Here is a 26592-nt window from a genome sequence, read left to right on the forward strand (position 1 = left end):
CGGTTCGGGCGTCTCGATCCAAACAAAAGGAGCCACGACTACGTCTTGGAGGGGGAGGCCGGCCAACACTTGTGGGGCTATGTCGCGGCGGAGTCGGGTTTCATTGAAGTGAACATCACCTTTGCCGATCGCGAAACCCTTGCGGTCGGCACCCAAACGCAACCGCTCGGTTTGGTCATGTTCTCTAGAGAACTGGAACGCGATGGACCCGTGCAGGTAACGGTTCGAGCCAAAGATCGCGATGCCGAAGCTTCTTTTGTCTTCCATGCCCGCCTCCTCCGAATGCCGAGTGAACATGAGAAGAACGCTCTTTTGGCTTTCGAAGAGGCATCCAGGGATCGGTCCGGCACGGGCGACCATCGGGGTGCCTGGCTTGCGGCACAACGGGTATTCGAACACCTGGATGAACCGGCCGCGGCGCTGGTATGCGGTTTCATGATCGGTCAAGCGGCGCGACGGCAAGGCGATTGGTACCGGGCTCGATGGCACTGGGCACACAGCCTGGGCATCGCGACGCCCCCTCATTGCCGCGGCCTACGTTCGCGCGTGCTCGCGGAAATGGCGGTCTGCGAAAAAGAGTTGGGTTATTTTGCGGATGCACTCGCTCACTTGCAAGAGGCACGAGACCTCAGAAAGGAACTGGACATGCCGCGAAGGGCGGCGAGTTGCCGTTTCGAGGAAGGGTTCATTCACACGATCGTCGGGGAATTGGATCAGGCGGAAACCGATTATCGCTCCGCAGCAGAGACCTATCGAAACCTGAACCTGATCAAATACGAGCAAACCATTCTATCGGAAGTGGGATGGCTCGCCTTTCGCCGCAAAAACTATGAAAAAGCGCACGCGATGCTTGGCGACGTTTGGCAAATCGCCCAAAAGCATGGTTGGGAGGCGTGGTTCAATGGGGTTTGGGATCGCCAGGGAACCGTCCTGACCCACATGGAGCGTTACCGAGAGGCGCTTCAAGCCTATGAAAAAGCACGGGAAGGATTGAAGGCGGCAACGAGCGCCCCCGTCCCGCACGCCGTCATCCATGCCAATCTCGCGGGACTGTATTTGGCATGGGGCAAACCCGATCAGGCCCGGAGCAGTTGCTTGGAAGGCTTGAATCTACTGCCCGATGGGGTTGCGCTGGAAACCCGCGCCTCCCTGTTGTGGCGCCTTTCCCAAACCTATGAAAAAGAAGGCCTTTTTCACCAGGCCTTGGAGGCGGCCAAGGATTCGGTGTTCCAGATGGAACGCCTGAGGGCGCGTTCGGGCGCTCGTCCTCCAGGATATGCCGTCTTCCAAGCCGGTTTCGAGTTCGTCGAGCACTGTTTCCACCTCTTTTTCGAACTTCACCGAGCCGAACCGGAAGGCGGTCACGACATGGCGGCACTGCTTTTTTTGGAGCGTGTCCGCGCTCGCGGCCTGCTGGCGCGGTTGGCGCAGCGACCGCGCCGCTTCGACGGGGAAACCCGACCGGGGCAACGAGGATCGCAAGCCGGGAGACCCCCAGTGGGTGAGGCGCCCACCATTCCCGAAGAACGAAGGGAGGCCTTCGAAACCGCTCCCCTGGCAAAAATCCGGGAATTGGTCATAGGCGAAGACAATATCGGTTACTTCTTCCTGCTCGGGGAGGAGCAGGGTTATGCCTGGAAATTGACCAGGGATGGCTTGACCCTGCGTCCCTTGCCGCCGCGTCACCAAATCGAAACCATGCTCGCGGCATTCAGGAGCGCCATCGAGACCCCCAGCTCCCTTCATCAGGGACGCCGCCAGTACTGGGGCACTCGATTGAGCGAATTGCTGTTCATGGATGTCACCGCGGCCGACAGCGAACGACGGCTGTTGATTTTCCCCGACGGGGGTTTGTTCGATTTCCCATTTGCGGCGCTGCCACCGCCCTACCCACGGAAAGATCCCACCACGCACGGACAGGCATTCTTGATCGAACGCCATCCCATCGTCGTTTTGCCCTCGGCATCGTATCTGGTCCATCTCCGGACTCGAGGCAGGCCCCGTCCCCAAAGCATGCCGTTGCGCAAGGTTCTGGTTTTTGCGGATCCTGTCTTCGATTCGGAAGACAAACGCTTGGAACATGTTCGGCGGAACAAGGTGTCCCCTTCCGGGTTTGTGCGACTGGAAGCTTCCGAACAGGAATTGAAGCATTTGCAAACGCTGGTGGCGTCCCGATACTTTCGTGGATACGGCGGCTTCGAAGCAACCCGTAAACAATTACTGAAGCTGGACTTGACGGCATTCGACGTGATCCACCTGGCGACCCACGGCGTTTCCGACCCGCTGGATCCGGCGAGATCCGGCATCGTACTCAGCCAACGCAACCCCATCGGCGGAGAAATCGACGGCTTTATCAACGCGACGGACATTCGACGACAGAAGTTGTCGGCGGACTTGGTCGTTTTGAGCGCCTGTCGCTCGGCCCAAGGACGCTATTACCAGGGCGAAGGGGTGGTGGGCTTCGCGCGGAGCTTTTTGGAAGCAGGCGCCGGTGCCGTGGTGGCGAGTACGTGGAACGTCAATGACAAGGCCACCGCCCAACTCATGAAAGTCTTTTACAACGGTCTGTATCAAAAAGGTTTGACGATCGAAGAAGCACTGCGTCAGGCCCAACGTCACATGGCCCAGGGCCCTTTTCGGAAAAAACCCTCTTTTTGGGCAGGCTTCTTTTTCTGCGGTGACTGGGAGAAAAAATTTTCACACTCTCATGAACAATCTCAAAGATAACGTGTTCCCTCCATACAGATGGTAACCCCAGCATCCAATTTTCCCCATGGAGGATTCACATGAGTGACCCTGGTCCCGTCGATCCCAAACCGGACAATTTCAAGGAACAGGTCGACATGCCGGTCAAAGAAGATCCCGGCCCCGTCGAACCCAAGCCCAAATTTTTCAAGGAACAGGTCGACATGCCGGTCAAAAAAGACCCCGGCCCCGTCGAACCCAAGGATCAAAAGTTCAAACAAGAGCTGGAAGTAAAAGGGAAATCGGATCAAACGTAGGCGACTGAGTCACGCCCACGTACGTCACTGATTTCCTGCCTCGTAGCATTGGCGACACCGTCCCAAGACGGCGCCGAAGCGGAGACCAGCGCCCTGGTTTCCGCTTCGGCGTCGGTCCATAAGATTGACCATCGCTGCCAGCATCGGCGGGAGGCACTCGGCAACGCGATCTCCTCCAGAGAATCACCCACACCGCCTCGCCTTCCCCTCGTTCTCAAAAAACCACGCCAGCTCGCCGCAGCCTTATTCGCTTGGGCCAGCCACCTGCCGTGTTCCGCCAACGCCATGCAGGTGCTGGCGGAGACCAGCCGCACACGCCGACCAAACCATGTTTCGAGTATCAGAGGAGCCCCATCGTGACGATCACCATTCCTTTGAACGGCATCAAAATCGAAGACGGCGATTATTTCCACCGGCAACATGTCCGGTGCCTCGCCAAGTATTTGCGCAGAAAAAATCCCGAAACGGGCGATCCGGACATCACCAAGAACGTTCGCGAAGGCGTTGATGGCCAACCCCTTCCCGCCATAGCGGGTGTCGATCCCCAGGATTTGGCTCGAGCCGGCTGGGGCGTGATTTTTCCGGAACATCAAGCCGATCGCTTGCGACCTCTCGTGCGTGAGTTACTGCAGGTGCGAGAAGCTCAGGCGGACGGCCTTTATCGGGAACTGACCTACCGCCCCGGTGAAACGTCTTTCGAATTCCTGGAGCGGTACAAAGGTTCCACCGTCATCGTGGACCCGAAACGAATTCCCTTCCACTTGTTGATCGTCGGTGATCCCACGACCATTCCCTTCGCATTCCAATACAACCTGGCACTCCCGCATTCCGTGGGTCGGTTGTGGTTCGACGATCCCCAATCCTACCAGCGCTATACCGCAAACCTGCTGCGGGCCGAGGCCCGCGACACGGAGAAACCCCGCATGCGGTTTTGGGGACCCAAACACGTGGGCGATCCATGCACGAAGCTTTCGCGTCAAATCTTGATCGACGACCTGGCGCTGGACCTGGCCTCCGAACTGGGTGATAAAGCACGTTTCTGCGCCAAATTGCCTCCCAATAAACAGGAACTTCTGGACATGCTGGGTGGGGCCACCACCCCGGAGGTCCTTTTCACCGCCTCCCATGGTCTGGTCTGCCGGGCGGATCACCCGAACCTGAGAGATTACCAGGGCGCTTTGCTCTGCGGCGATTGGCCAGGTCCCGAATTGGCCAAGGGGCAGCCCCTAGCGGAGTCTCACTACCTGTCTGCGGATCACATTGCCGACGATGCCCAATGCAACGGACTGCTGGTCTTCATGTTCGGTTGTTTCAGCGGGGGCTGTCCCCAGTTCGACAATTTCCCCACCTCTCCGGAACGAACGGGTGAACCCCTGGCCCCCCACCCCTTTCTCGCCTCGCTCCCTTCCCGCCTGCTCGCCTTGGAGAACGGCTGTGCCGGGGTGGTCGCCCACGTGGATTGCGCCTACTTCTGGTCGTTCACCGACCTGAAACAGCGACCCCAAACGGCGCTGTACCGCGATTGTTTTCGACGGGTACTCGAGGGGGAACCGGTCGGCTCGGCATTGAACGGATTCAACCTAAACTTTGCGCTCAAGGACATCCAGTATCGGGAGCAGCAGCTCAAGGAACGGATCTTTGGACCCCATGCGTTTCCCAGGGACGACCAACAACTGGTGAATCTGTGGCACGCGATCAACGATTCCCGGAACTTTCTGTTGCTGGGCGATCCCGCGTTCAGCCTGAAGCGACGCAGCACCAGTTGAGGAGGAACTCCATGGAAGAACGTCAATTGACCATCCATTTCGGCCCGCTGCGGAAGGGCCGATGCGACGTGTTCGGTGCTTCGACGGAAGGTGAAGAAAACGAACTGTTTCTCTTTCCCAAATTCGATTTGAGCAGAATCCTCGATCGATTGAACCGCCGCGAGATCGAGTTCTTTGAGTCCGAAGCGGCCCATTCCTGGTTCTTTGGCAGCCAGCTCTTCAACGCGTTGTTTCACGGCCGTTTGGCGCTGCTCTTCGAACGCACCCGCAACAAGTACGGCGACAAGGGACTCACGCTGACCATCAAACTGAACCCCAAGGCCGAAGGTTACGACGAACTGCGCCGGCTGCCGTGGGAGTTTCTCTACGACCCCAATGCCAATGAATTCCTGGCCACCAAGGAGGGCTGGAGCGTCACTCGCTATTTGACCGTCCCGCGATCCACGCGGATGAAATGTGAGGAAAAACCGAAAACGAAAGTTTTGGCGGTCGCGGCGCCGAAGGTGGTTGGATCCTTTTCTCCGATCCCGGACCAGCAACACCTGAACGCGATCGAGACGGCCGTCGGCGCCAAGAATGTCATCAAAGCAACTGACATGACCCGTCGCAAACTGGCAGAGGTGCTCCGCACCAAGGCCAAGGATGTGGGTGTGCTGCATATCCTGGCCCACGGCACCAGCGAGGGAATTGTTCTCGGCGTCGAAGCCGAGGATAAAGAGGTCGATAGGGCAGGCTCTGGCAGCGATACGGATGGCGAGAAGCAGGATAAGAAGTTCACAGAGGACATAGTGAAGGGTCACGACCTGGCCCGTTTGATCGCGGACAACCATCCCGAGCCCGGCAACTTACGAATGGTGGTGTTGTGCTCTTGTTACGGCGGCGATCAACCGCCTGTGCCCGAATCCGATCCCGACGATTCCCTCGATGACGAAGTGGATGGGCGCGACACCACTCCAAACCCGATCGACGGGGAAGAAACCGGGAATCCCCTGTACTACGCGGGCACCGCCTCGGCCCTGATCCTCGCGGGATTTCCCAATGTGATCGGAATGTCCCACCAAATCGACGCCAGACAGGCAACGGCTTTTTTCGACACCTTCTACGAGAGGCTCGAGGGCGGCGCAGCCCCCAGCCAATGCCTGACCAGCGCCCGGAAAACATGTGTCGCCCAAAACAGGCGTTCGCTCGCCTGGGGCAAGGTCTTGCTTTTTTCGCGCGCCGACTTGCGGATCTTCCCGTTCATCAACTGGTCGTTTTTCAAAAAGACCTGGACCTTGACCGCACTAGCCGTCCTGTACCTCTCGGTGACGATATGGGGCCGTATGCAGGGCGTGGCACTGGGACTGCCCACCATCGAGAAAACGGGTTACTCTGCCAGTATTTATGGATTCATTCTTTTCTCGCCGATCTTTACCGTGTTCCTGCTCTTGACACACTATCACGTTCGTTATAGCCGAGGCACATATTGGTACTCCCGACTGCCGGAGTTTTGGGGTGTCGTTTGGGATTACGCCTCGTTGATTACCCGTTGGTATCAGGCATTTGCCGTGTTATTGTTTTTTTTGATTCCCGGGTATCTTCAAGCCGTTTTTTTCAGCAAGTACCTCGGCGGTACGGCTTATTACTATCCCACGGATTGTGGTGTCAAAGAGGAATTAGGCGTCAATCCCACCATGGCGTTACAGCAGGACTTGGAAGACATCAAGATTTTGCTCCGCGGACCTCAACCCAAAAAAGCGAGTCGGCCGCATTGCTTCGTTAGGCTCACTTATCAGCGCCTGGACCACTTTATCCCAAGTGTGGTCATCATGAAGGGCGATTCGATTTGGGATGGACTCGGCAGTTCTCACGACTACGTTTACGGCGAATACCGAGTGACCTACTTCCCCATTTGGGGAACCTACGCTTTTGCGGCGATCGTCCTTGTGAATTTAAGTCTTTTGGGCTGGCTATTCGTCAAGTTGGCCACTCCAAGAAGAGGATAATATATGAAAAAGTTTGCCATCATCCTAACCATAATCGCGCTGGTCGCTCTGACATGGGCTTTGTCCGGAGATACTGAAAATGAGATTGAGCGACTGGAATGGCGCCAGTTGAAAAAGCAGGAAGACAGGCTGTACAAACTGGCGGATTTTTTGGTGCGCCACCCAGATCCGCGCAAAGCCAGTGATCTTCATCTCTTCTTTTCTCGCGATGTCATCAACGACATTTTGGCAGGTACGAAGGAAACCAAGGTCGCACTACCCAAAACCGAAGGATTGGTGTTGACATGGAAACACCTGGAAGTGGACTTCGACCAGTACGCTCCGAGTGTGGTTGCGGAAGCCCAGGTAACCAAAGAAGGCAGCTCGCTGCAGGTCGATGCGGCGGTGCGGACCCAATTGCACATCCATGCGAATCCAGGAGGCGAAACCGCCGAACTGAAAATCGAAATCCATGAGATTGTCCCAAGGGCCAGGTGGTCCATCTTTAAATTAGAGCTCAAGTGGTTGGCGGGAAAACTACTTGCCCTGAACCACCACGAACTGGCGACCATCGACCTGAACTACGAAATTCCGCTGGACTGGCAGACGACACTCTCTGTCGATGGCGAGAAAAAGCCCCTGAGTTTCGAAGTGGAGCGTGGCCGCATTCACGGGGACCTGACGCTTCCGGCACTTAGTCAACCGGCACGATGGTCGCTGCGCCAATGGTTTTTTCTGCCGGACGGCCTTCATCTCTTTCTCGATTTGAATTTGGAGGAACCATGAACATCCTGACCGCGAGAGCCATGATCTCGACCGGCATTCTCTTGCTGACCTGTTTGCCCCTGAGCGGGGAATTGGGCGCCGATGTGGTTCTCAAACGCGAGCGCTTGGCCGCTCTGAAACAGGAGTTGAGCCCCAAGCTGAAACACTGGTCCTTCGGGACAAGCGACATCGGCATCTGGATATCGTCTCGATCGATCCAAAAAGTACTCGATCGCCTGGCCGCAAAACCCGAAGAGAACCGCACGGCCCACTTCCAGATGACCAGTTGCGATTGCCCCATTTTGGAGAGCAGAGATCTGGGCATAAGGAGAGTGGATGTAAAACGCTTGAAGATGTCCCTGGTGTTGGGTCGTCCGGAATCGACGATTCAAACAGACGGGTGGCGGCTGAAGCTCCCGTTCCAATTGAAAGGGAAGATGCACTTGAAGGCCAAAACCATTTTGGGGAAACCCTCGGTAGGCGTCGATTTCGGCACCAATTCAGCGCCGACGGCCTTTTTGGAGCCCGCGGAAGGAGATGGTGACCACTTTGCCTTTCACGTCACGACCCGTGGAGACCAGACCATTCCCGTCACCGCCAGCGCGGGTCTCGGCCAGTTGGGCCAGTTGACCCTCGACCTACCGGTAACGCTCCCGCGGGGTACCTACCAAAAAGTGCACATTCCCAAGGTCCTGCACGAGCAAGGTCGCCTCGCCTTCAAGATCGGTGACGCGAACATTGAAAAGAAATACACCGTCCAAACACGATTCGATCCCGTAGCCTTCCAGCCTTCGGGTTTGCTTTTTACCGCTGACGTCAAGGTGGCTTGGGCCGACTGAACCCGAGCCAGTTTCAAGCAGCTCGATGATGACGGTTCCCCGAACCGATCGCCCTCGCTGTGCCCTGTCGCGAGGTAGAGACCCCCCATCCGATTGCCCAGAATCCTGCAACGCAGTTAAGTCCAACCATCTCAACCCATTGGATCGGAGAGTGTGCCATGAAAGGGAAATCGATACTGGGTTTATCTCTTTTGGTTTCGGGCGCCATCATCGGCTGGTGGACCCTTCGGGAACCGAAGCCGCGCCAGGAAATATCTCCGGCCCTTGCCCGCGAAATCACGCGGATCTATGGCCAAATGGAGCACTTGGAACCGGAGCGGCAAACACCTACCCCCGCTTTGGACGCGACCCGCAAAGTTCGATTGGCCCGGTCTCTCGCCCGAGCCTGCGGGCCGCTGGAGATTGACGACAAGCGATTGCGTGCCCAATACCTTAACTTGAATTCCAACCAGGCTCGGCTCGAATGGCGCCTCGAACATCTCTACCCCGACGCCGCGGGCAGGGAAGCCTTGGCGCTCTTTCGCAAACTCGTCGTACCCTACGATTTTGGCCTTCTCGAAACACTGGCCATCGACGAAGAACAACCCGGTCACGCCATGTTGGAAGCGTTTTTCCTGAAGGTAATCGAGGAAGGCGAACGGCAGGACCAAAACGCGACAAGGCAAGTGGCTCGCGCACGCATCCTCGCCCAATTGTCGCCCGATGCGGTGTCCTGGCTGGGCATCGAGCGACCCCATCGTCGATTGGTGGCGGCTTTCCAAGCCAGGGAAGCACGCTTCGAGAGAAATCAGCAATCGATCCGGAAGCATTTCGGTGCACACACCCCAGCCGAGCAGGCATTGGGATCTTGCCAAATCCTGCTGTCCCGGGCCCAGCGGATCCTCACCCAAAACCTGGCGTGCCTGAACGATTCATGGCGTATCCTGGGCCGGCCTCTGCTGTTTGCGGATTTGATGCTTCGGCAACAGGTGCGAGATCTCATCCAACCGCTCGAATCCGACAGGCGTCGCCTGGGCACGATCGCGAACCTGGCGAAGCAGCTCGATCCCATCCTGGCCGATATCCGCACGGGGTTCGATCGCCGGTTTCAACAATTGAGCGCCTCGAAGCTCACACCGAGCGCGGATGTCCACGCCAGTTTCGCACGCCTGGGCCGGCCCGCCTCGAAAGCGAACGATCTCTATCAACTGACGACAGCCCGACGCAGGGTCCCGATCATGGGTTCCAAAGGGGTCACCGGCATCACCGCTCATTTGGTGCCCGCCTCCTTTTTCAACCGAGTGCCGGCCGGCGGCTTGGTCGATCCGCAATGGGTTCGCCTGCAGCCGGCGCCCAACGGACTGGAGCCCTTCCGAGACAACCATGTGCGGCTGGTTTGGCGCGAGCGCATCCGCCCTACCAAGGAAACCGAAAGCCAGCGGTACTTCAGGGACCTACCAACGGGAATTCGTCTTTTCGGGGTTGAAACCGGGGTCGAAAGACGGGCGAATCAACCACACTACGAGATCTCGCCTCTCGATCCAAGCACGGGTGATTTGGACGTGGACCTGGCTACCCTGAACAGGTTTCTTCAAAATCTTGGGGTTCCCAGTTACCTGCAAGCGATTTCGGCCCAACTTCACCTGGAAGACCAACAACTTTCGCTCGATTTGACCATGGCACTTCCCGCCCTCAGCCAGGAGATTCACCGAACGATCCAGGTGAACCTCACCCATCAAGCGGGTAACCTGGAAACGGCCTTGACCCGCAAAACCCAAACGCTTTCGGCCGAATTGGTGGCCGAACTGAATCAGGCATTCGACGCGGGGCGCATGGATAGATTCTCTCCTCGCCACGAGATCGGTGGTCTGAGCGCGGCAAACATTGAATCGATCGTTTATCTCGGGGGAAAAGAACCCTTCAAGGTTCGAGTCTGTCAATCCACCCTGCTCGGGGGCTTGCCTTTGATCGCACGTCGGACCTTCGCGCTCGAAGGAGATCGGCTGCGAGAGTTGGAAATCGCCGTAAGCGAAACCGAGGTGAAAACGATTGTCTTGGTCTCGGCAAAGGGATCGGCGGCGCGCCAATCATACCGCACGCATCATCACCGCGCTCGGCAGTCGAGGCGAGATCTCCGCGCCACGGCGGCGCGACGCGCCACCGACTTCGTGGATCGATTATCGGAACACATGAGCATTTTCGAGGAACCTCTCCACGCGAGCGCAAGGGACCAGGCCATTCAACGCATCACCGATGTGCTTGCCGAGATTTCTCCCACAACCCTGAGACGCACCGCTCTGCCCATTTCCTTTTGGGGTCCCATCGGCGAGCGCACGAAAGTTTCGCCCGAATACCGGGCCGCGCTGCTTCGTTACGAAGACACGGGCATCACCCGCGAACAATTCGAAGAACGACTCCTGCCAATGGTGACCGAACCATCGGCCATGAAGGGTCATGTCGAGAAAGATCATCGTTATTGGGAAGACTCCGATCTAGTGGCGATGGACCTCATGGCCGAGCGATGGGTCTATGTCGCATTGTCGACGATGCGCCCGGGGCCAGGATATCCGATCTTCCGCTCGAGGATATCTCCGAATCCCGATTCCGACTCGATGGTCGAGGTCGCCGCCTTCTACACGGACCGCCTGATTCGCGTGCAGGAAACGTGGTGGCACCAATGGCGGGCGTCGACGGTTCAGGCCCTTCGCGCGATAGAAAGCCAAGACCGCGCACGCCATGCGCTGGTAGATCCGGTCTCACGAGAGGCGATCGACCTCCGCACGCGAATCCCGGGGATTGACGATCGGGGGCATCTGAACCTGGGTGTCACGCTTCAACCGACCGTGCTGGCGCCATATCTGGAGACCGCGAGCGAGCCTCAGCGTGCAGGGTTGGTTTGGACCGGTTCGCTGGAAGCGCAGGGAGTTCGGGGCCTTCCGACGGGTTTCCTGGACCGATGCCGCACCATCCATGGCGTCGTCACGGAATGGCGCCGGACCGCCCGGCAAATGGACCTGCGTTTGCGAGACCGGTGGCGTGGTTTGGCTCAATCCCATCCAACCGGGGAATCCTTCGAAGCGAAGGCCCTGTTGCTGGAGCACGGCCGACCCCGCATTACGTGTGGGCTCGACATCAGGGCCCTGTCCCTGAACTACGACGGCACCCCAATGCGTTGCGACGGACGGGATTTGGTGCTCCCTTTGACGGATTTGGCGACCGAAAGCCCCACAACGCTGAATGGTTCGTTGACCTGTGCCCGGGATCGAGAACGGGAGCTTTGGCAACGCATCCACGACGACCTGAGAACGCGCCTGCCGACGTGGCTGACTGGGCTCAATGATCCCAACCTGGCACCCGCACTCGCAGCACTGGCCGAACTGAAAAACGGCACACCTTGGGCAGAACTCAGCGAGCAGCATCGCCAGAGCCTTCCAACCGAAGTGTCCCTTTTCGGCACGAGCCTGCCGGTCACCTATCATTTCGCCGAGGCCACGGGTTTGACCTTGCGCGCCGCAGATTCCGAGGGCACGGTCTTCGGCAGTCCTTTCGAGGTACACCGTGGACTTGGCTTGAACCTCGACCAGGGAAGGGCGCAGGTGGTCCCCCAATGGTCGGACTTGGTCACGGCTCCGACCCTTGACGACATGGTCATCGATCGGTTGGCACAATTGTTACCGGGCCTGTCCATCGACCAGGTGACGGCGGTCGACGACACCCTTCTGATCGATCTGACCTGGCTCCAGCCTGCGCTGGGCATGCCGCTCTCGATCCGGCTGGCCTTGAGTCCCGCGGCGCTGGACCCGGGCGTGCTCATCCGATCCCTCGGCACGGCATTGCGTCGGGCCCTGAAACGTGAGCTGGAACGCAATCGCGAACTGCCGACCATCGGTCCTTTCGAATCGATACGCCCTGAAGAACCGGAAGGCTGCCCCGAAGATCCGGCCGCCATACGGTTGGCCGGCGTGCTGAAACTCGCCGGGTATCGAGTGCACATCGTGCTCGAAAGCTGTTCGGACGGCTCGATCTCCGTGGCGCTCGACGGGCGCATCGATCGGAAAGCCAGCCGATCCATCTTGGATCATCCAATTCTTCAAGGCCTCGATATTCAGGCGGAAGCTTTGGCCGACCCCGGATTCCGCTTGGACGGGGGGTTCCGATTGAATTTCCGAGCAACCGTCCAGGCCAAGTTGCCAGGAGCGGTCGCCCACTTGGATTTGAGTTTCTACCTCGACGAAAAGGGCCTCCATTTCGAGGAACAGATTACCTTGCACATGCCCGGCTGGTTGGATTCGGAAGAGTTGGGCGACGATCTGTCGCTCGGCGATGTGTTCATCCGATTCGACCCAAAAACTCGCAAGATGTACCTGGAAGCGTCGCTTTCCCTGGAGCCTGGTGCCGAAACCAGTGAAAAAATCATGGTCACTTTGGCCGGAACCTTTGGCCTGGACGATCCCGAGTGGTCCTTCACGGGTGATTTGTTCCTGTTCCGTTTCCGGGCGGCCAACGTCAAGGTCCGCCTGAACATTCACGAAAAAACGGCGCATATTCGGTTGGACAGCGACCTGATGATGGATTTGCTGGAACTCGAGGGTGAGATCCTGTTGAAGAATTCCCCGGCCGCGGGCGAGCCGACGGTATTCGCCAAGTTGACCGGTGACGTTTTGGGTGTGACGTTGGCCGACGCACGGCTCAAACTCCAAAAAGACGGTAGCGGCAAGGTCGAGGCAGGCATCGGCCTGCCATGGTTGGACCGAAATCGGATCGAAGTCGACTACGACGAAGATTTCGAGAATCCTCGCTTCACCCTGAAAACCACGGACGACCGCTTCGGTCCGAGCATCACCTGGGTCATCGGTGTCAATGAACGGGAATGTAGCATCGGTGCCCAAGCGAATGTCTTGGGTTATCCGCTCGAGGCACACATCGTGGTGCCGTCGCTGAAGCATTTCGACATCGAAGCCTTCCTGAGAGACCTCCTGGACATTCGCTTGGATTTGGGCATCGACCTGTCGTCATCCAGGGTCAAGCTCGCCGACAAGGCCAAGGAGGACGACGGAAAATCGGGTTCTGGAGCCGATACCGAGGAAACCGGCGGTGCGAAGTCCGCGGAAGAGGCACAGCCGGTCTACCACAACACCCCACAGGCCTGGATCCCGGGCTGGAAAGTGGTCCGCGAACCCCGCAAGAAACGGATTTTCAAACCGTTGAGTTGGTTTTACAGAACCGTCCATGTTCCCGTGAAAAAACCCAGAAACGGCCAGGCCGGGGCACTTTTCGGCGCGCTCGGCCATCACGGTGGCGATGCGATCGCGGACATCGGGGGGTATTACAAGGTCCAAGACCGGTACGGACTGATTCGCGACAAACACGGCACCCTCCATCTACTTTTCCGGAACGGCGGCCGCTGGCAACCAACAGGTTGGACCTGTGGTGCCAAACCCTACAGCCACGCGCCCGAGGACGACACCCTGGAGATCGTCAATCACCGCGATCACGAGGGTCATCACCTGGCCATCCTGACCTGGAACCATCAAACCCTGGCGATGCTGCGCGGCGCCACGCTGGGTGCCCAGGACGCCCGAACCAGGAACATTACCAGGCACTTCGATCGGCTGCTTGCAAATCGAAACGACCTGGGGCCGCACCTGAAGGCCGAATTGGCCTGGTATATCGGCTATTTCCACCATCAAGGACAACTGCCGGAATTCAAATCCTGCGGCACGTTTTTCTTCGTGTTCACCAAATCCGCATTCTATGTGCTGGTGCCCCGTTCGGACGGCGACCTTCTCTTGGTCTCCTTCGCGCTGTTGGGACATCAAGCCCTCGAAGCATTCACCCTCGGCGGGCAAGACTGCGCCTTTCTCGACGGGTTGACCGACGTTCCGTTGACATACATCGACGCCGTGCCGCCCGGCCCGGCGATGCTTCTGCTGAGCCAAAAAAACGAGGTGGGCCTGTTGCTGGAACGTGCGGCTGGAGCCGATACCGGCAACCTCTTCCTACTCCACGACACGGGCAACCTGACAGGCGGAACCTGGCGATGGCACGACCGCGCCGAAGATCAAACCTGGGATCGGGTGTTCCGTCAGCAATCCACCCCGCAAACCGCGCTACTGGAACACATGCTGGCCGAAATGCCGCGTCATGCGACGCCCCTCCACCTGGGTTTTCGCTACCGACGAGCGGTCGAAGAGATGCCCATGCGGCTCGCGTGCTCCGGGGGCGAAGCATGGCTCGGATTCGGCGATGAATTCTTGACCCTGGGACGGGAATATCCGCGGTTCCACTGGGCTGACAAAACATACCTGGACCAACACTGGTCGGCCTACCGACACCAATCTCTCATGGGCGCTTCCCACGACATTCCGACCACTGCGGGCTATGGCGCCCTGCTACTTTCCGGTCGATGGCAGGACGACACACATGATTTTCGAGGAGATCCCCTGGGACCCTTGGTACAGGGAGCGAAGGAGATGAAGAAATGAGCGTCTTTATGCTGTTGCCGGCGGTGTTCCTGTGGTTCGCCGTCGTGTCCTTATTTCTATGGTTCTCGGTCAATCGTTGGTTTCCCCGTCAGCCCATGGGCCCATATCTCAACTACGATGAGCCGCGATTGAGCCTGTTTCCTTACGCCAACCGCAAGGCGTTGCTCGCAGGGTTCCTGACGGCGTGCCTGTTCCTTTGGGGAACCCGACTTGGCATCGCCAAGCTGGCGTCCTACTACTTGGCCTCCAACGCGAACAACGTGAGTGCCGCTCTATTGGAACGCGAAATGGGATACGACCTCGGTGCGCTTCACCGGCAACGCGCACGGCTCAACGACGGTGATTTTCGAGCCTATTGGCAAAAATATGCCGAGGTGTTGAACCAACGCGAAGGTCAGCCAAACACCGACCCCAAAGGCCTCTCGAAGGATCCGCGTCTGTTCACCCGGTTCCGTACGACCTATTGCTTCGATACGAACGACCTCAAACTGGTCACTCCGGATCCCGGTCTGGATGCCATGTTTGCCGCATTGACCCAAAACCCCAACGCGTTGGACGGATTCGTGGCCGCCATGTGGGTGTTGAAAAGCGATGAAAGACAAGGCGCGCCCCAAATAGGCGCCCTCGCGGACGACGGCGAAGCGAGGTATCTCGACAAACTGGTGCGTCGTCAATTCGAGGTCCCCTTGTTCGCTTGGGACCTGCCCGCTCCCCGAGGCCGGGACATTCTCAAGCGCTTGGGCAGCTTTCTGGAAGAGGCGAAGCCCCAAAAGGCCCACTGGCACCATTATCTCAACGGCGCCATGGCAGAGGGATCGGGTCCCGCCTTCGAGAAGCTGTTGTCAGCCCACCTGGATCGCATGGCGGACCTCATGACGCCATTCTATCGGGTATTGCAAATGGTTTTTGGCTTCATTCAGTTGCTGACCCTGACCTTGTTTTTCGCCGGGCTGGTCATGCTGCGCATGCGGCTTGATCTGCTCAATCAGGAAAAAACGTGGAAATGTTATTGGAACAACCGGAAAACCGCCGAAGGGACACAGGGCTGGGGCCTGTTGGCCCTCCAAATGTGGCGCCGAATGCGAGCCGAATTCGCCGACAAAACCCATGCACAAGACGAAGCCAAACGGCTCAAAATGCACGCCTGGTTGCGCCAATTGGAAGAGCGCATCGAGAAAACGGAATATACGCTGATCGACTACATCGTCTGGGGTATGCCCTCATTGGGTTTCATCGGCACGGTGCTGGGGATCGGGGCCGCACTGGGAGATGCCGACAAGGTCGTACGCGCCACCAACGCAGTGGAACAGGCGGGTGCCATCAGCGCAGTCACCTCATTGCTCGGTGTCGCGTTCGATACGACCTTGGTTGCCCTGATTTGCGGTCTACCGCTCACAGCGCTCATTTTTGCCTTGCGGGCCAAGGAATCCAAATTCCTCACGGATTTGCCAGATGAACTGGAACACGCGGGCATCTTCGCGGAAATCAATGGGCACGGAGGCACCACGTGAACCAGAAGGAGGGCATCGGTCTGGCTTTTCTCGATATGTTGTCGTGCGCCCTGGGTGCGATGATCCTACTCTTTCTCATTTTTTCCACCTTTCAGCATCAGGGCATACCCAGGCCGGGTCGGAATCAGCCCGCCCCCGATCTCTCGGAGGCAGAAATGCGTGTGGCAGTGGGCCAGGGGGAGAGCGATCCCCGTAAAATGCCTCATTTGTGGCAACTGAAATTGAAGGCCGACGAGGCCGGTACGTGGCAACCCGAAGCGGCAACCGGCCAATTTCACATCGGGCGAATGGAACATCGATCGGGGGCATATCTGATCTGGATCGACGACCCCAGCACCGCCGGTTCCTGTTCGTTCGAGGTTCATCACGACCAGACAATTCGGGCGGAGCTCGAGGAACTGCAGCCTGGCCGAAAGGCTGTCGCTCAAAGGAGCGGAACCGGCTTTCGATTCGTCTTCACCATGGATGGCGGTTGGTCGATGGAGGCGTTGCCATGAAGCGCGGCAAGGGCACCCTGGGTTTGGCGTTTCTGGATGTGTTGTCGTGCGCATTGGGCGCGACGGTGATCTTGGCGGTTATTTTCTCTTTAATCAAAGATCCGCCAAGTGCCATGGATCCACATAGATTCCTGTTTGCAGCCTTCCAAACCGAGGGGAACGTAGAGCTGGGTGTCGAAATCAGAACACCTACGGGAGTTTTCGCCCATGTGTTCGAGAATTCGCCCTTCATGGACCTGCACGATAGTGCGGGAAAACCGCAGTTGTGGACATCCACAGACTTGGGTTCTCCCGACCATCGGTGGCTCTTCCTGCGGATTCCCGAACCCAGGAAGGGAGATTGGACCCTTCGACCTTATGCGGTGCGCTGGCGGGATACGCGGAGTGCCGAAACATCGCTGAAACTCAGGGCCTTTCGCTGGGCCACTTTGAAAGAAAGCCGCAATGTCATGGAATCCGGAGAAATGCGCAAAAGAGAGGATGTCGGCACAGCGGGCCCAGCCTTCACCTTCGAGGACAAGGTAGAGAATATCCAGATACTGGCCTCGATCACCATCGACTGAATACCTGGGGCACCCGTTTTCCAGACTTGAACGCCCAGTGCGACAGTCACCTCTCAACCCTTCGGTCCGCATCGACCTCCCGGGCACGTCGGAGCGCCAGATTACCGCACGATCCGTCGTTCGACTTTTCGCTTGTTGCCTTCTGGTTCTTCATCGAAAAAACCCACACAATATGGTGACTGCCTTCCCAGGCGATCCGGGGTTTCCCCACACTCGACCCCAGTAGGAGTTCATCCGTGAGACACATTGAACGCGTGTCATTGGACCGTGAAAACGAAGCCTGGTTGCGGGGGGCCTATCCGCTGTACCTCCATGATTTGAGCGAGTACGGTGGCGATTACCGCTTGGACGCTTCCGGCGTTTGGCAGCCGAATTATCTGGACTACTGGACGAACCCCGCCCACCCCGTTTTGGTGGACTTGATCCGGGTCGACGGTCACTTCGTGGGTTTCTCGATGGTAGGCCACCACCATTTTCCATTCAAGCATGAAGCGATCGATTACAAAATTTGCGAATTTTTTGTGCTGCGTCGAGCCCGGCGAACGGGAATCGGATGCAAGGCAGCCCGAGCAATCTGGGAAGATCGGCCAGGAAGTTGGGAGCTCGCGGTCTTGAGGCACAACCAACCCGCGCTCGCCTTTTGGCGCGCTGTGCTGGCGGATCTCCCGCGCGCCGAGGAGACGCCCAGCGAGCACGATATTTTATTCCGATTCACGGTTTGAGATGGAATCAGATCCCCATGTGGCGACTCGCCATTTCAGGGCCTTGGTTGGGGCCTTGGTTGGGGACAGGCACCCACAACAGCTTTATCCCCAGCCTATTAGTTAACACGTCGAAACGGATCGATAAGCTTGGCCACGTTCGTTCACTTGGATGGGCACGTTTACGGACTAGGGCCACGGCTTTTTGGGTGTTGGGCGGGGTTGTTGGAGACAGGCGGGAGTGTTGCTGGGGACAGGGGAGTGTTGCTGGGGACAGGCACCCACACCAGCTTTATCTTGCTGGGGACAGGCACCCACAACAGCTTTATCCCAAGGTGGTTGGGGACAGGCACCCACAACAGCTTTATCCCAAGCACATTAGCCAACACATCGAAACGGATTGATAGGTTTGGTCACGTTCGTTCACCTGGATGGGCACGTTTACGGACTAGCCCGACTTTCGTAATTCAGGGGGCACGCGAGCGGCATACCCTTGTGAATTGGTGTTGTTGGGGGTGTTGTTGGGTGTTGGGGGTGTTGTTGGGGACAGGCGCCCACAACACTTTTATCCCAAGCACATTAGCTAACATTCACAAGCGGTGGGCCCTTTATCGGGCTTTTGAGGACAAACATTCGCATCGCTTCGGGCTCTTGGTGCCTGTCCCCAACAACATTCGCGCTCGTTGGGGACAGGCACCCACAACACTGGGGACAGGCACCCACAACACATTTATCTCCAGCCAATTATCTCAAACCTTGTTGGGAGATAGTTACTCCTGACGGCATTGGGGATCCTAGCGATTCCAAGGGTCTCTTTCCATCCGTCGCTGTTTCTGGATCGGTGCTGGTTCGTCCTCTGCCGGATTCCTACGTTGGCCCACGGTTTTTCGATAATTTTCGAACTTGAAAAAATCAACCCAAAAAGCTATAAGCTCAGATAAGAAAATTTTGATTTACATTGCTCACTTAAAAACTCGACCTTTCGAGAGATCGCGATCGCAAGGCAAGAGCTGAATGCCCTTCTTCGGCCTTACCGTCGGCAGCACTGTGCCTGCCCTACCAGCCTCTCGCGCAACCATCCCATCTCCCTTCGAACCAGTCGGGAACGTACGCCCCATCGGTTGGGTTCGGGAACCGCCAGGTACTTACCTGTGCGACTTTTCTCTCGGGCGCACCAACACTTTTCTCGTCATACAACTTTTTCCAAAACGCGATGTGCATCACAGCCACCTACCTGGTGAAGGCCTTTCCCCTCTTCAACCCGCATTGCTCGTAACGTGCCTGCTTCGCAGACGCAATCCCATGAGCCGTGCGGGCTCGAGGCCGCGTGATCGATCCATTATCTGGCGGGAGGTTCCGCATGGCCACCAGACTCGGCATCTACGAGTTGTTGACTCCCCAATTTCTGCTCGGCTTTACGTTTATCGAAGAAGTGGATCGCTACCTGTCGGTGCTGGGCGTCGACACGCTACACACCGCCTTCGACGACACTACGATCGTCTACTCGGGGACCATGTCCTTCGGCGGCGAACTGGGCAATTTGCCGAAGTTGAGTTACCGCGCACCCGGGGGCGCCCTGATCGAAGCCGAGGATTCAGAACTGGCCTTTCGCCTGACGGTCCCGCGGAACCCGGCCTCCAACGATTTTCAGACGGCGATGACCTGGCTGAACACCAATGCGGGCGGCATCGGCCTCGAAGACACCGACATCGCGGTGAACCTGACCCAATTGATGCAGGTCATGGGTGGGCAGGCGGCCGCGGCTCCCAACACCACCGACGCCTATAGCCATGGTTTCCGGTTGGAGCTGATGGTCAGTACCCTGAGCTTCGAGCTCGGCGAATCGTGGCTGCCCGGGAAATTCGAAGACCATCGTCTGGTCGCCGACAACAGCCATCCCGCCCAGAAAGTGCGCTTCATCCTGCCCAAGATGATCATCGAATACGAGCAGGGCCCCGACTTGAGCACGGGCCCTCCCGACATCCGGCTGAAGTCGTGGGGCCACGCGGGATTCGACGGCCCCGCCGACCCGGCCATGGGCGAACTGATCCGCATGGAGCCGGAAATCGCGGTTCACGAAAGCGGCCGCTTCGGGTTCGGCATCGGCCAAGTGATTCTGGACCTCAGCCAGGATGCGACCCCGCCCGAAATCCTCGCCCACTTCGGCACCGACGAGGCCTGGACCGGGCTGTACATCGAAAACGTGCGGGTCTATTACGCCGACGAAGGCAAGGACTTCGCCTTCACGATTGGCGTCAACGACGTGCTGATCTCGTTCGACGGCGAGGTGTCGCTGGAAGCCTTCGTCCACCTACTGGGCAACGAACTGGATTTCCGCTTCGACGTGCTGTTTTTCCACGGCGCCACGCCCATCGGGTACCCCAGCGGCCAGGCCTCGGAAACCAAGTCCCAGGTGGTGGCGGGCAACGCGGTCGTGCCCGACAACGCCCACGTCCAGCTCTCCATCACCGGTGGGATTCCGGAGTTCACACCGGATTTCAAATACATCGCCGACGGCAACACGATCGACCTCAACAGCTCCTGGAACACCACCCTACAGCGGATGCAACTGCCGCCAGGCCTGCCTCCGTCGGGCTTGTTGGAGATCAGCCTTTCGGACGATCACCCCAACGGCGCGCAGACGGTCTACCGCAAAATCGAACTGGTGCTGACCAAACCCGGCAGTCAGGTCATTCCCGGCGCAACCCGACCAGCCACCGCGGTCTGGACCCAGACATCCAACGATCCCGTACACCGGGTCGACCACGTGGGCTCGCGCGGCTACGTGGAGATGTTCCACATCACCTCGTTGAACAACCCGTTGACCGAGGGCGGCACGGTCGAGGTCCTGGACCTCACGAACAACAACACCGAAACACGGACCCTGGCCGGCAACGACTTCACCATCACCACACCGAAGAACGCCAACTTCCAGGTAACGGTGAACCTGAACCAGGCCGCATCCTCCCAGGACTTGACGGAGTATTTCGATCTGCGCTTCCTCTACGATCGGCCACATGGCACCGAGTGGGAAGGGATCAAGCAGGACTACGTCACCAATTTCGAGCACGCACCCCATAAACGGGACCCGGAGTACCTGAAATCGGAAGTGCCCGAGCCCGCCCGCGGCATCGGTCCGGCAAACCCGAGCGACAGCGACGCCCTGGTCGGCACCAAGGCCGTGCACGCCTGGCTCAAGCACCGGCTCAAAGTGGGGCCAGGCAACGAGAAACACATCCAGGTCACGGCCTACGCCAGCTACGAACGGCACGATGACGCGGACGTGGTGGATTACAACAAGCGGCTGGCGATCCGGCGCCTGAAGACGGCCTATGCGGTCATCGACGATTACAATGCCCGGGTTCAAAACGGCGAATACGGCCCCGGCGAGGCCGAGGTGGTCATCGACAACCGCGTGGCGAATCCGGAAACCGCCAGCGACTTGGAGCTGAAAGACGTGGTCTTCGGCCAAGAAAAAGCGCAGAAAGGCGACATCATCCACGGTGACGACCCGGGCAAGGTGGAGACCGATCCCCGCGACTATCCGCCTGGCTCCATCAAGGGCCAGGAGCGCTATCGCAATGTCTACGACCGGGTCGCGGTCTTGGAAGGCCTGGTCGCGGCTCAGGTGAACCCGGCCCAAATCACCGGCACGCTCACCCGAGGCGAGGACGTGGTCCCCCAGATTCCCGTGCTACCACCTCCGCCGCCCTTCCCGCCGGCCCGGAAGAAGCCGGACTTCTTCCGTCGCGTCAGTCTGCGGATTCGCATCGAACGCAACGTGCTCACCCTGGTGGAAGTCTCGGGTGAGGTCAATTTCGAAACGGCCATGGAGCGATCCATGCGCAACGGGATCGACCCCAACATGCAGGCGCTTCGCCAGAACCCGGACGACGGCGCGGTGGAGTTCCTGCTCTCGGTGGGTTTCGACACGGCCACCCGCTTCTTGACGGAGAACCTGCAACTGCACGCCGCCCAGGGTGATACCGACGGCATCGTGCCGCCGCTCAGCAGTGTCGACGGTTCCAACACGACCTACAACACGTTGGGGTCCATGATGATCCTGGGCCCGATCCTTTCGGAGGTCACCGGCGCCTCCGGCAGCGACGACCCGGCCGATTGGGGCGCGATGGCGGTGAGCTGGGGCGTGCCCGCGGCGATCGGGGCGCTGGGCGTGGTCAAGGTGCTGCGTATCCTGCTCTACGGCGGCGAACTCAAGGCCCGCCAGTACGTGCCCCAGCAAGGCAACGCCCAGCAGTCGGACCTGGCCCTGCTCTTCGACTACGCGGTCGAATTCCACCTGGACCTGCTGGGCATCGTGTCCACCACCAAGCCCCTTCGCGTGCGTTACAAATCGGTGGGCTTCAACATGCACACCGCCATCGACACCAACGACGAAACGGTGTTCCAGCCGATCTTCGATCCCTCGAAGGGTTACGAAATCGATTTGGGCGATCCCTCGCTGCTGAGCCCGCCCGGTCCGCTGGGCGACCTGATCCGCGTGGCCGCGGCCCGCATCGCCCGCTACAACCCACTCACCCTCGAGTTCGAACTGGCGGTCAACCTGGACCTGGGCGTGATCACCATCGATCGCTTCAAGGTCAAATGGCCCATCAGCCCACTCGGCGTGCCGACCATTCTGCCCGCAGGCGTCAAGGTCGACCTGCCGGCCACCCTCCAGGGCAGCGGACACCTGCACATCGGCGACAACGGCTTCGCCGGCGCGCTGGACGTGACCCTGGTACCGATCAAGGTGCGCATCGCGGCGGCACTTCGGGTGGAGCGGTTCGACGATCTCACCGCCGTGCTGGCAACGTTGACGGTCCAATTCCCCTCGCCCATCGTGTTGGGCGCGACCGGCCTGGGCATCTACGGTTTCAGCGGCCTGTTCGCGATGCACTTCAAGCGCATCGAGCAGGCGCCCCAACCCCAGGATCCGGTGGGCCCGGCACTGGGCTGGCTGATCCGCGCCGACGGCGATCCCACCAAGATCGTCGACGGCAACGGCCAGGACCTTTGGGCGCCGGAAGCCGACCGCTGGAGCTTTGGGATCGGCGTCATTCTGGGCACGCTGGACGGTGGCTATCTGGACAATCTCCAGGGCATGTTCATGCTGGAACTGCCCGGACCGCGCATTTTGATCTGCGTCAAGATGCGCCTGCTCGACATGTTGCCCGAGATGAGCGAAACGACCGAACTGAACATGGGCCTGTTGGGCATCCTGGACCTGGATTTCAACCTGGGCCGCATCACCATCGGTGTCCTGCTCGACTTCGGCGCCGACGAGCTGCTGCGGATCACCATCCCCGTCGAGCTGTTCTTCAACTTGAAGGACGCTTCCGACTGGCACCTCTACATCGGGACCCACCTATCGCCGGCCTCGGCCACGATCCTGGGGATCGTGCGCGGCTCGGGTTACTTCATGATCGCCGGCAACGGCATCCAGGACTGGCCCGCGGGTTACGACCACGACTTGGGCGGCCTGTCGGTCGCGGGCGGGGTCGCGGTGTCGCTGATCTTCGGCAGCAAGGACTGGGGCCTGTACCTGGAGGTCTCGGTTCGCTTCGACGTGGGCGTGGCCTTTTCCCCCTTCTTCATGGCCGGCCTATTCATGTTCCGCGGCGAACTGGTGCTGTGGATCATCAGCATCGAAGTCTCGGCCGAACTGTTCATGCGCCTGCCGCCGGTCTACGCCGAGGGCGAAGTCTGCGGCAAGGTAGACTTCTTTTTCTTCGAGATCGAAGGCTGCGTCTCGGTGACACTGGGCGACCCCGGCGCAGTCGAGGACCTGCCGGACATGGTTACCAACGCCTTCCTGCAGAGCTACGCGCCGGTGATCGCGTCCGGCCAAGGCGATCGCCCCATCGACGGCAGCCTGGGTGACGCGCTGGCGGGCAATGCACTGGGCACGTTCACCGGGCAATTGATCGAGGTACCCATCAACGCCATCCCCGTGCTTCAAATGACGGCCTCACCGCTGGTGGGCGCTTCCAGCGAGAACTGGAGTCACGACGACGCTCCGGTGACCACTTTCACCGAGGCGATCAAGATCGCACCGGGCATGTCCGACGCGACGGGCCTGGTGATCCGCGGCGAGAAGCGCTACCGTTTCCGCCTCACCAAGCTGGAACTGCACGTCAAGCCACCCGGCGAATCCTGGCAGCCGGCGGTCTTCGACGAGACGCCCCCCTCGGTCTGGCGCCTGGACCACGACGGCGGCAACGAAAACGGCAACGCCAAGATCGACCTGGCCCTCGGCACCCGAATCCCGACCACGGCCTCCTACGCGCTGGAACGATCCACCGAATTGACCACCAACGTGACCCGCACCTGGTCGCGCATCTGCGATATCGTCGCCCAGCCGACCCGCGTGCTCTGGACCTTCTGTAAGGTGCCGCTGGGGACCTCCGGCCACGGTTGGCACCTGACCGGCAAAGCGCTGCCGGATCCGCCCGGAACGCTGCGGGAATCCGGTCCCAATTTGAAGATCACCATCGAAGAACCCGAGTTCAGCGACGACGAGAAGAAGCTGATCGACATCGCCCGAGAACTGGGCGATCCCTTCCTGGCGCCGGCCATGGTGTTGGGCGAGGAAAACGTGGAAACGCCCTGCTTCCGCGCCCTCCACATTCCGCGAATCCTGAAGCACAAAACGACCAGCATCGACTTCGAGCCGCCATCGGACTACCAGGAACAACTCGATCGCCTGCTGGACCGGACTTGGATTCGCATTCATACGGGCTCCTGTCGTCAGGTACGGTTGCGCCTGGCCGCAAGCCGCTTCTGGCGCAAGGGCATGTTCGAGATCCGCCAACTGGATGCGCAAAAGAATCCGATCGTCACGATCCCCTTGACCCAGGTCGCCCAACACGTCCTGACCCTCTCCGATCTGCCCGCGACCTGGTCCGAACCCACGCTGCCCTGGGACGAAGATGTGATCCCCGTCGAGCAGTACCTCTCCCACGGCGAACCGGAGTACATCCAACTGGAACAGCTCTTCGTGGAACTGGAACCGAAAGAGGCGTGCGTGACGCTGGAATTGCGCGTTCTTCCCCACCGGGCCTTCTTCAATCAGCCCTACACCCTGCTGCTGGGCGACGTGGAGACCTACACCCTGGAAGAGGAGATGCAGAGCCAGTTCACCTCGGACAAGCAGGTCGACAAGCAGAAGGTGGTGACGGAGTTCCTGGAAGAGGGCGACGACGTGATGCTGTTGCGACCCAACTGCGAGTACGCCCTGGAAGTGGCCTACAAGGCTTACCTGGGCGACGACAACCAGCAGGAAAAGGATTTTAGCAAGTTCTTCCACTTCAAAACCCAGGACAAGGCGCCCTACCACCTGGATTCACACGTTTTGGGCACTGCGCCCTTCCACAACGAGGCCTGGCATTTCTACGGCGACCCGATCGTCATCGCGTTTAACGACCAGACCGCGCTGCCGCTGTTCAAGGCCTACAACGTCAAGCTGAAATACGTGGTCAAGGGTGCCGACGGCAAGTCGGTGATGCCCCCACTGTTCGACCTCGCCAACCAACCGATCGAGATGCTGGCCACGGACGGTGGCCCCAACGACATCGCACCGCTCTCGGGCGATCAGGAGGGTGCATTCGCTTCGCCGTACGCCGAGACTCTGGGCGAACTGGCCGAGGTCCTGCCCTGTATTTCCACCGACGGCGCCGACACGACCCAGACCTACCTGAAGATCGCGGCGGAACTGAAGCCGTTGATGGATTACACCTTCGACATCCTGCCGGAGCCCGACGATCCCAATCTGCCGATGGCGCTGGAACCACCTCCGGCCGCGGCCCAGGTCCCACCCGGCCAGCCGGTCTCCGGAGACGCGGAGGTCCCCTTCTTCCGCAGGCGGTTCCGCACCTCGCGTTACGCCGATCTCGACGAACTGGCCGCAGACGTGGCTACCACCCAACTGAACCATCGCCAGTTGACAGCGAACATCAGCCTCGGCGGCTCGGGAGCCGTCGCGGACGAGACGTTGACGGAGGCGTTGATGAACGCCGGCGAAGACGCTCTGGACGCCCCCTCCCGCAACCGGCTGGTTCTGTATTGGGTACCACACGGCAGCGGCTTCCGACCCCACGCAGTGCTGATCGAAACGCTGGAACCGGTCTGGCGGGAACGGCAGGAACCGAAGCTGGAGGTCGTCAAGGACGCGGTCGTCAGCGGACAACTGGTGGCCAGCGATCCCAACTTCAAGGTCGTCAAGGTGAAGACGGTCGCGGATCTCGAACTGGACCACCCGGACAACATGGTCGCGCGCTTCCTGTACGCCAACGGCGGCACCCGGACCCTGGTGATCTTCGACACCACCAACCCGGCGGTCTGGCCCCAGGAGGCCAACCAGCCGGTGGTGGCCGAGATTCAGGTTCGGCGTCACGGCAGCCCCATCTACCAGAACATCACCAGCCAGGTGGCCACGCTTTATCGCGTACCGTTACCGCTCGATCCGCCTTGGGATCAGGAGGACGAAGATGCCTTTATCTGAGACCGGGTCCATCGCGA

The 26592-nt window shown here is 59.3% G+C and carries 12 protein-coding genes; all 12 read left to right on the forward strand.

Annotated features, from left to right (window positions below; translation table 11 throughout):
- The first annotated feature begins 69 nt into the window (after positions 1-69).
- The 12 genes from J3U87_RS33235 to J3U87_RS33290 all read left to right on the forward strand — a co-directional run bounded on the left by J3U87_RS33235 (position 70) and on the right by J3U87_RS33290 (position 26575).
- Positions 70-2727: a CHAT domain-containing protein gene (locus J3U87_RS33235; RefSeq protein WP_237380225.1), complete on the forward strand. Its 2658-nt coding sequence runs from the start codon at positions 70-72 to the stop codon at positions 2725-2727.
- A gap of 59 nt (positions 2728-2786) precedes the next feature.
- Complete coding sequence (locus J3U87_RS33240; protein ID WP_237380227.1) at positions 2787-3002, forward strand: hypothetical protein; 216 nt, start codon at positions 2787-2789, stop codon at positions 3000-3002.
- A gap of 356 nt (positions 3003-3358) precedes the next feature.
- Positions 3359-4768: a hypothetical protein gene (locus tag J3U87_RS33245; protein WP_237380229.1), complete on the forward strand. Its 1410-nt coding sequence runs from the start codon at positions 3359-3361 to the stop codon at positions 4766-4768.
- A gap of 149 nt (positions 4769-4917) precedes the next feature.
- A complete protein-coding gene (locus tag J3U87_RS33250; RefSeq protein WP_237380231.1) occupies positions 4918-6753 on the forward strand; it encodes a CHAT domain-containing protein in 1836 nt (611 codons plus the stop codon).
- 3 nt (positions 6754-6756) lie between these two features.
- The gene (locus J3U87_RS33255; protein ID WP_237380233.1) at positions 6757-7518 is read left to right on the forward strand and encodes a hypothetical protein; all 762 of its coding nucleotides are present in this window, start codon (positions 6757-6759) and stop codon (positions 7516-7518) included.
- On the forward strand, positions 7515-8336 hold the full coding sequence (locus J3U87_RS33260) for a hypothetical protein (RefSeq protein WP_237380235.1): 822 nt from the start codon (positions 7515-7517) through the stop codon (positions 8334-8336). Before J3U87_RS33255 ends, J3U87_RS33260 begins: the two co-directional genes overlap by 4 nt.
- A 158-nt stretch (positions 8337-8494) precedes the next feature.
- Positions 8495-14800 carry a hypothetical protein gene (locus tag J3U87_RS33265; RefSeq protein WP_237380237.1) on the forward strand — a complete coding sequence of 2102 codons (6306 nt, stop codon included), beginning with the start codon at positions 8495-8497 and terminating at the stop codon, positions 14798-14800.
- Positions 14797-16311, forward strand: coding sequence for a MotA/TolQ/ExbB proton channel family protein (locus J3U87_RS33270; protein ID WP_237380239.1), 1515 nt, complete (start codon positions 14797-14799; stop codon positions 16309-16311). The genes J3U87_RS33265 and J3U87_RS33270 overlap by 4 nt, the downstream gene beginning before the upstream one ends.
- Positions 16308-16808 (forward strand): hypothetical protein, encoded by a 501-nt coding sequence (locus J3U87_RS33275; protein WP_237380241.1) that lies wholly within the window; start codon positions 16308-16310, stop codon positions 16806-16808. Before J3U87_RS33270 ends, J3U87_RS33275 begins: the two co-directional genes overlap by 4 nt.
- Positions 16805-17371 (forward strand): hypothetical protein, encoded by a 567-nt coding sequence (locus J3U87_RS33280; protein WP_237380243.1) that lies wholly within the window; start codon positions 16805-16807, stop codon positions 17369-17371. The genes J3U87_RS33275 and J3U87_RS33280 overlap by 4 nt, the downstream gene beginning before the upstream one ends.
- Positions 17372-17607: 236 nt before the next feature.
- Positions 17608-18093 (forward strand): GNAT family N-acetyltransferase, encoded by a 486-nt coding sequence (locus J3U87_RS33285; RefSeq protein ID WP_237380245.1) that lies wholly within the window; start codon positions 17608-17610, stop codon positions 18091-18093.
- 1339 nt (positions 18094-19432) lie between these two features.
- The gene (locus J3U87_RS33290; RefSeq protein WP_237380247.1) at positions 19433-26575 is read left to right on the forward strand and encodes a hypothetical protein; all 7143 of its coding nucleotides are present in this window, start codon (positions 19433-19435) and stop codon (positions 26573-26575) included.
- Positions 26576-26592: the final 17 nt, after the last annotated feature.

Source organism: Sulfidibacter corallicola (assembly GCF_017498545.1).
GTDB lineage: Bacteria > Acidobacteriota > Holophagae > Acanthopleuribacterales > Acanthopleuribacteraceae > Sulfidibacter > Sulfidibacter corallicola.

What these genes read in the sequence shown, in the direction of transcription:
- J3U87_RS33240 (WP_237380227.1), top strand. Translation starts at nt 2,787, where the DNA reads ATGAGTGACCCTGGTCCCGTCGATCCCAAACCGGACAATTTCAAGGAA.
- J3U87_RS33255 (WP_237380233.1), top strand. Translation starts at nt 6,757, where the DNA reads ATGAAAAAGTTTGCCATCATCCTAACCATAATCGCGCTGGTCGCTCTG.
- J3U87_RS33260 (WP_237380235.1), top strand. Translation starts at nt 7,515, where the DNA reads ATGAACATCCTGACCGCGAGAGCCATGATCTCGACCGGCATTCTCTTG.
- J3U87_RS33265 (WP_237380237.1), top strand. Translation starts at nt 8,495, where the DNA reads ATGAAAGGGAAATCGATACTGGGTTTATCTCTTTTGGTTTCGGGCGCC.
- J3U87_RS33270 (WP_237380239.1), top strand. Translation starts at nt 14,797, where the DNA reads ATGAGCGTCTTTATGCTGTTGCCGGCGGTGTTCCTGTGGTTCGCCGTC.
- J3U87_RS33280 (WP_237380243.1), top strand. Translation starts at nt 16,805, where the DNA reads ATGAAGCGCGGCAAGGGCACCCTGGGTTTGGCGTTTCTGGATGTGTTG.
- J3U87_RS33290 (WP_237380247.1), top strand. Translation starts at nt 19,433, where the DNA reads ATGGCCACCAGACTCGGCATCTACGAGTTGTTGACTCCCCAATTTCTG.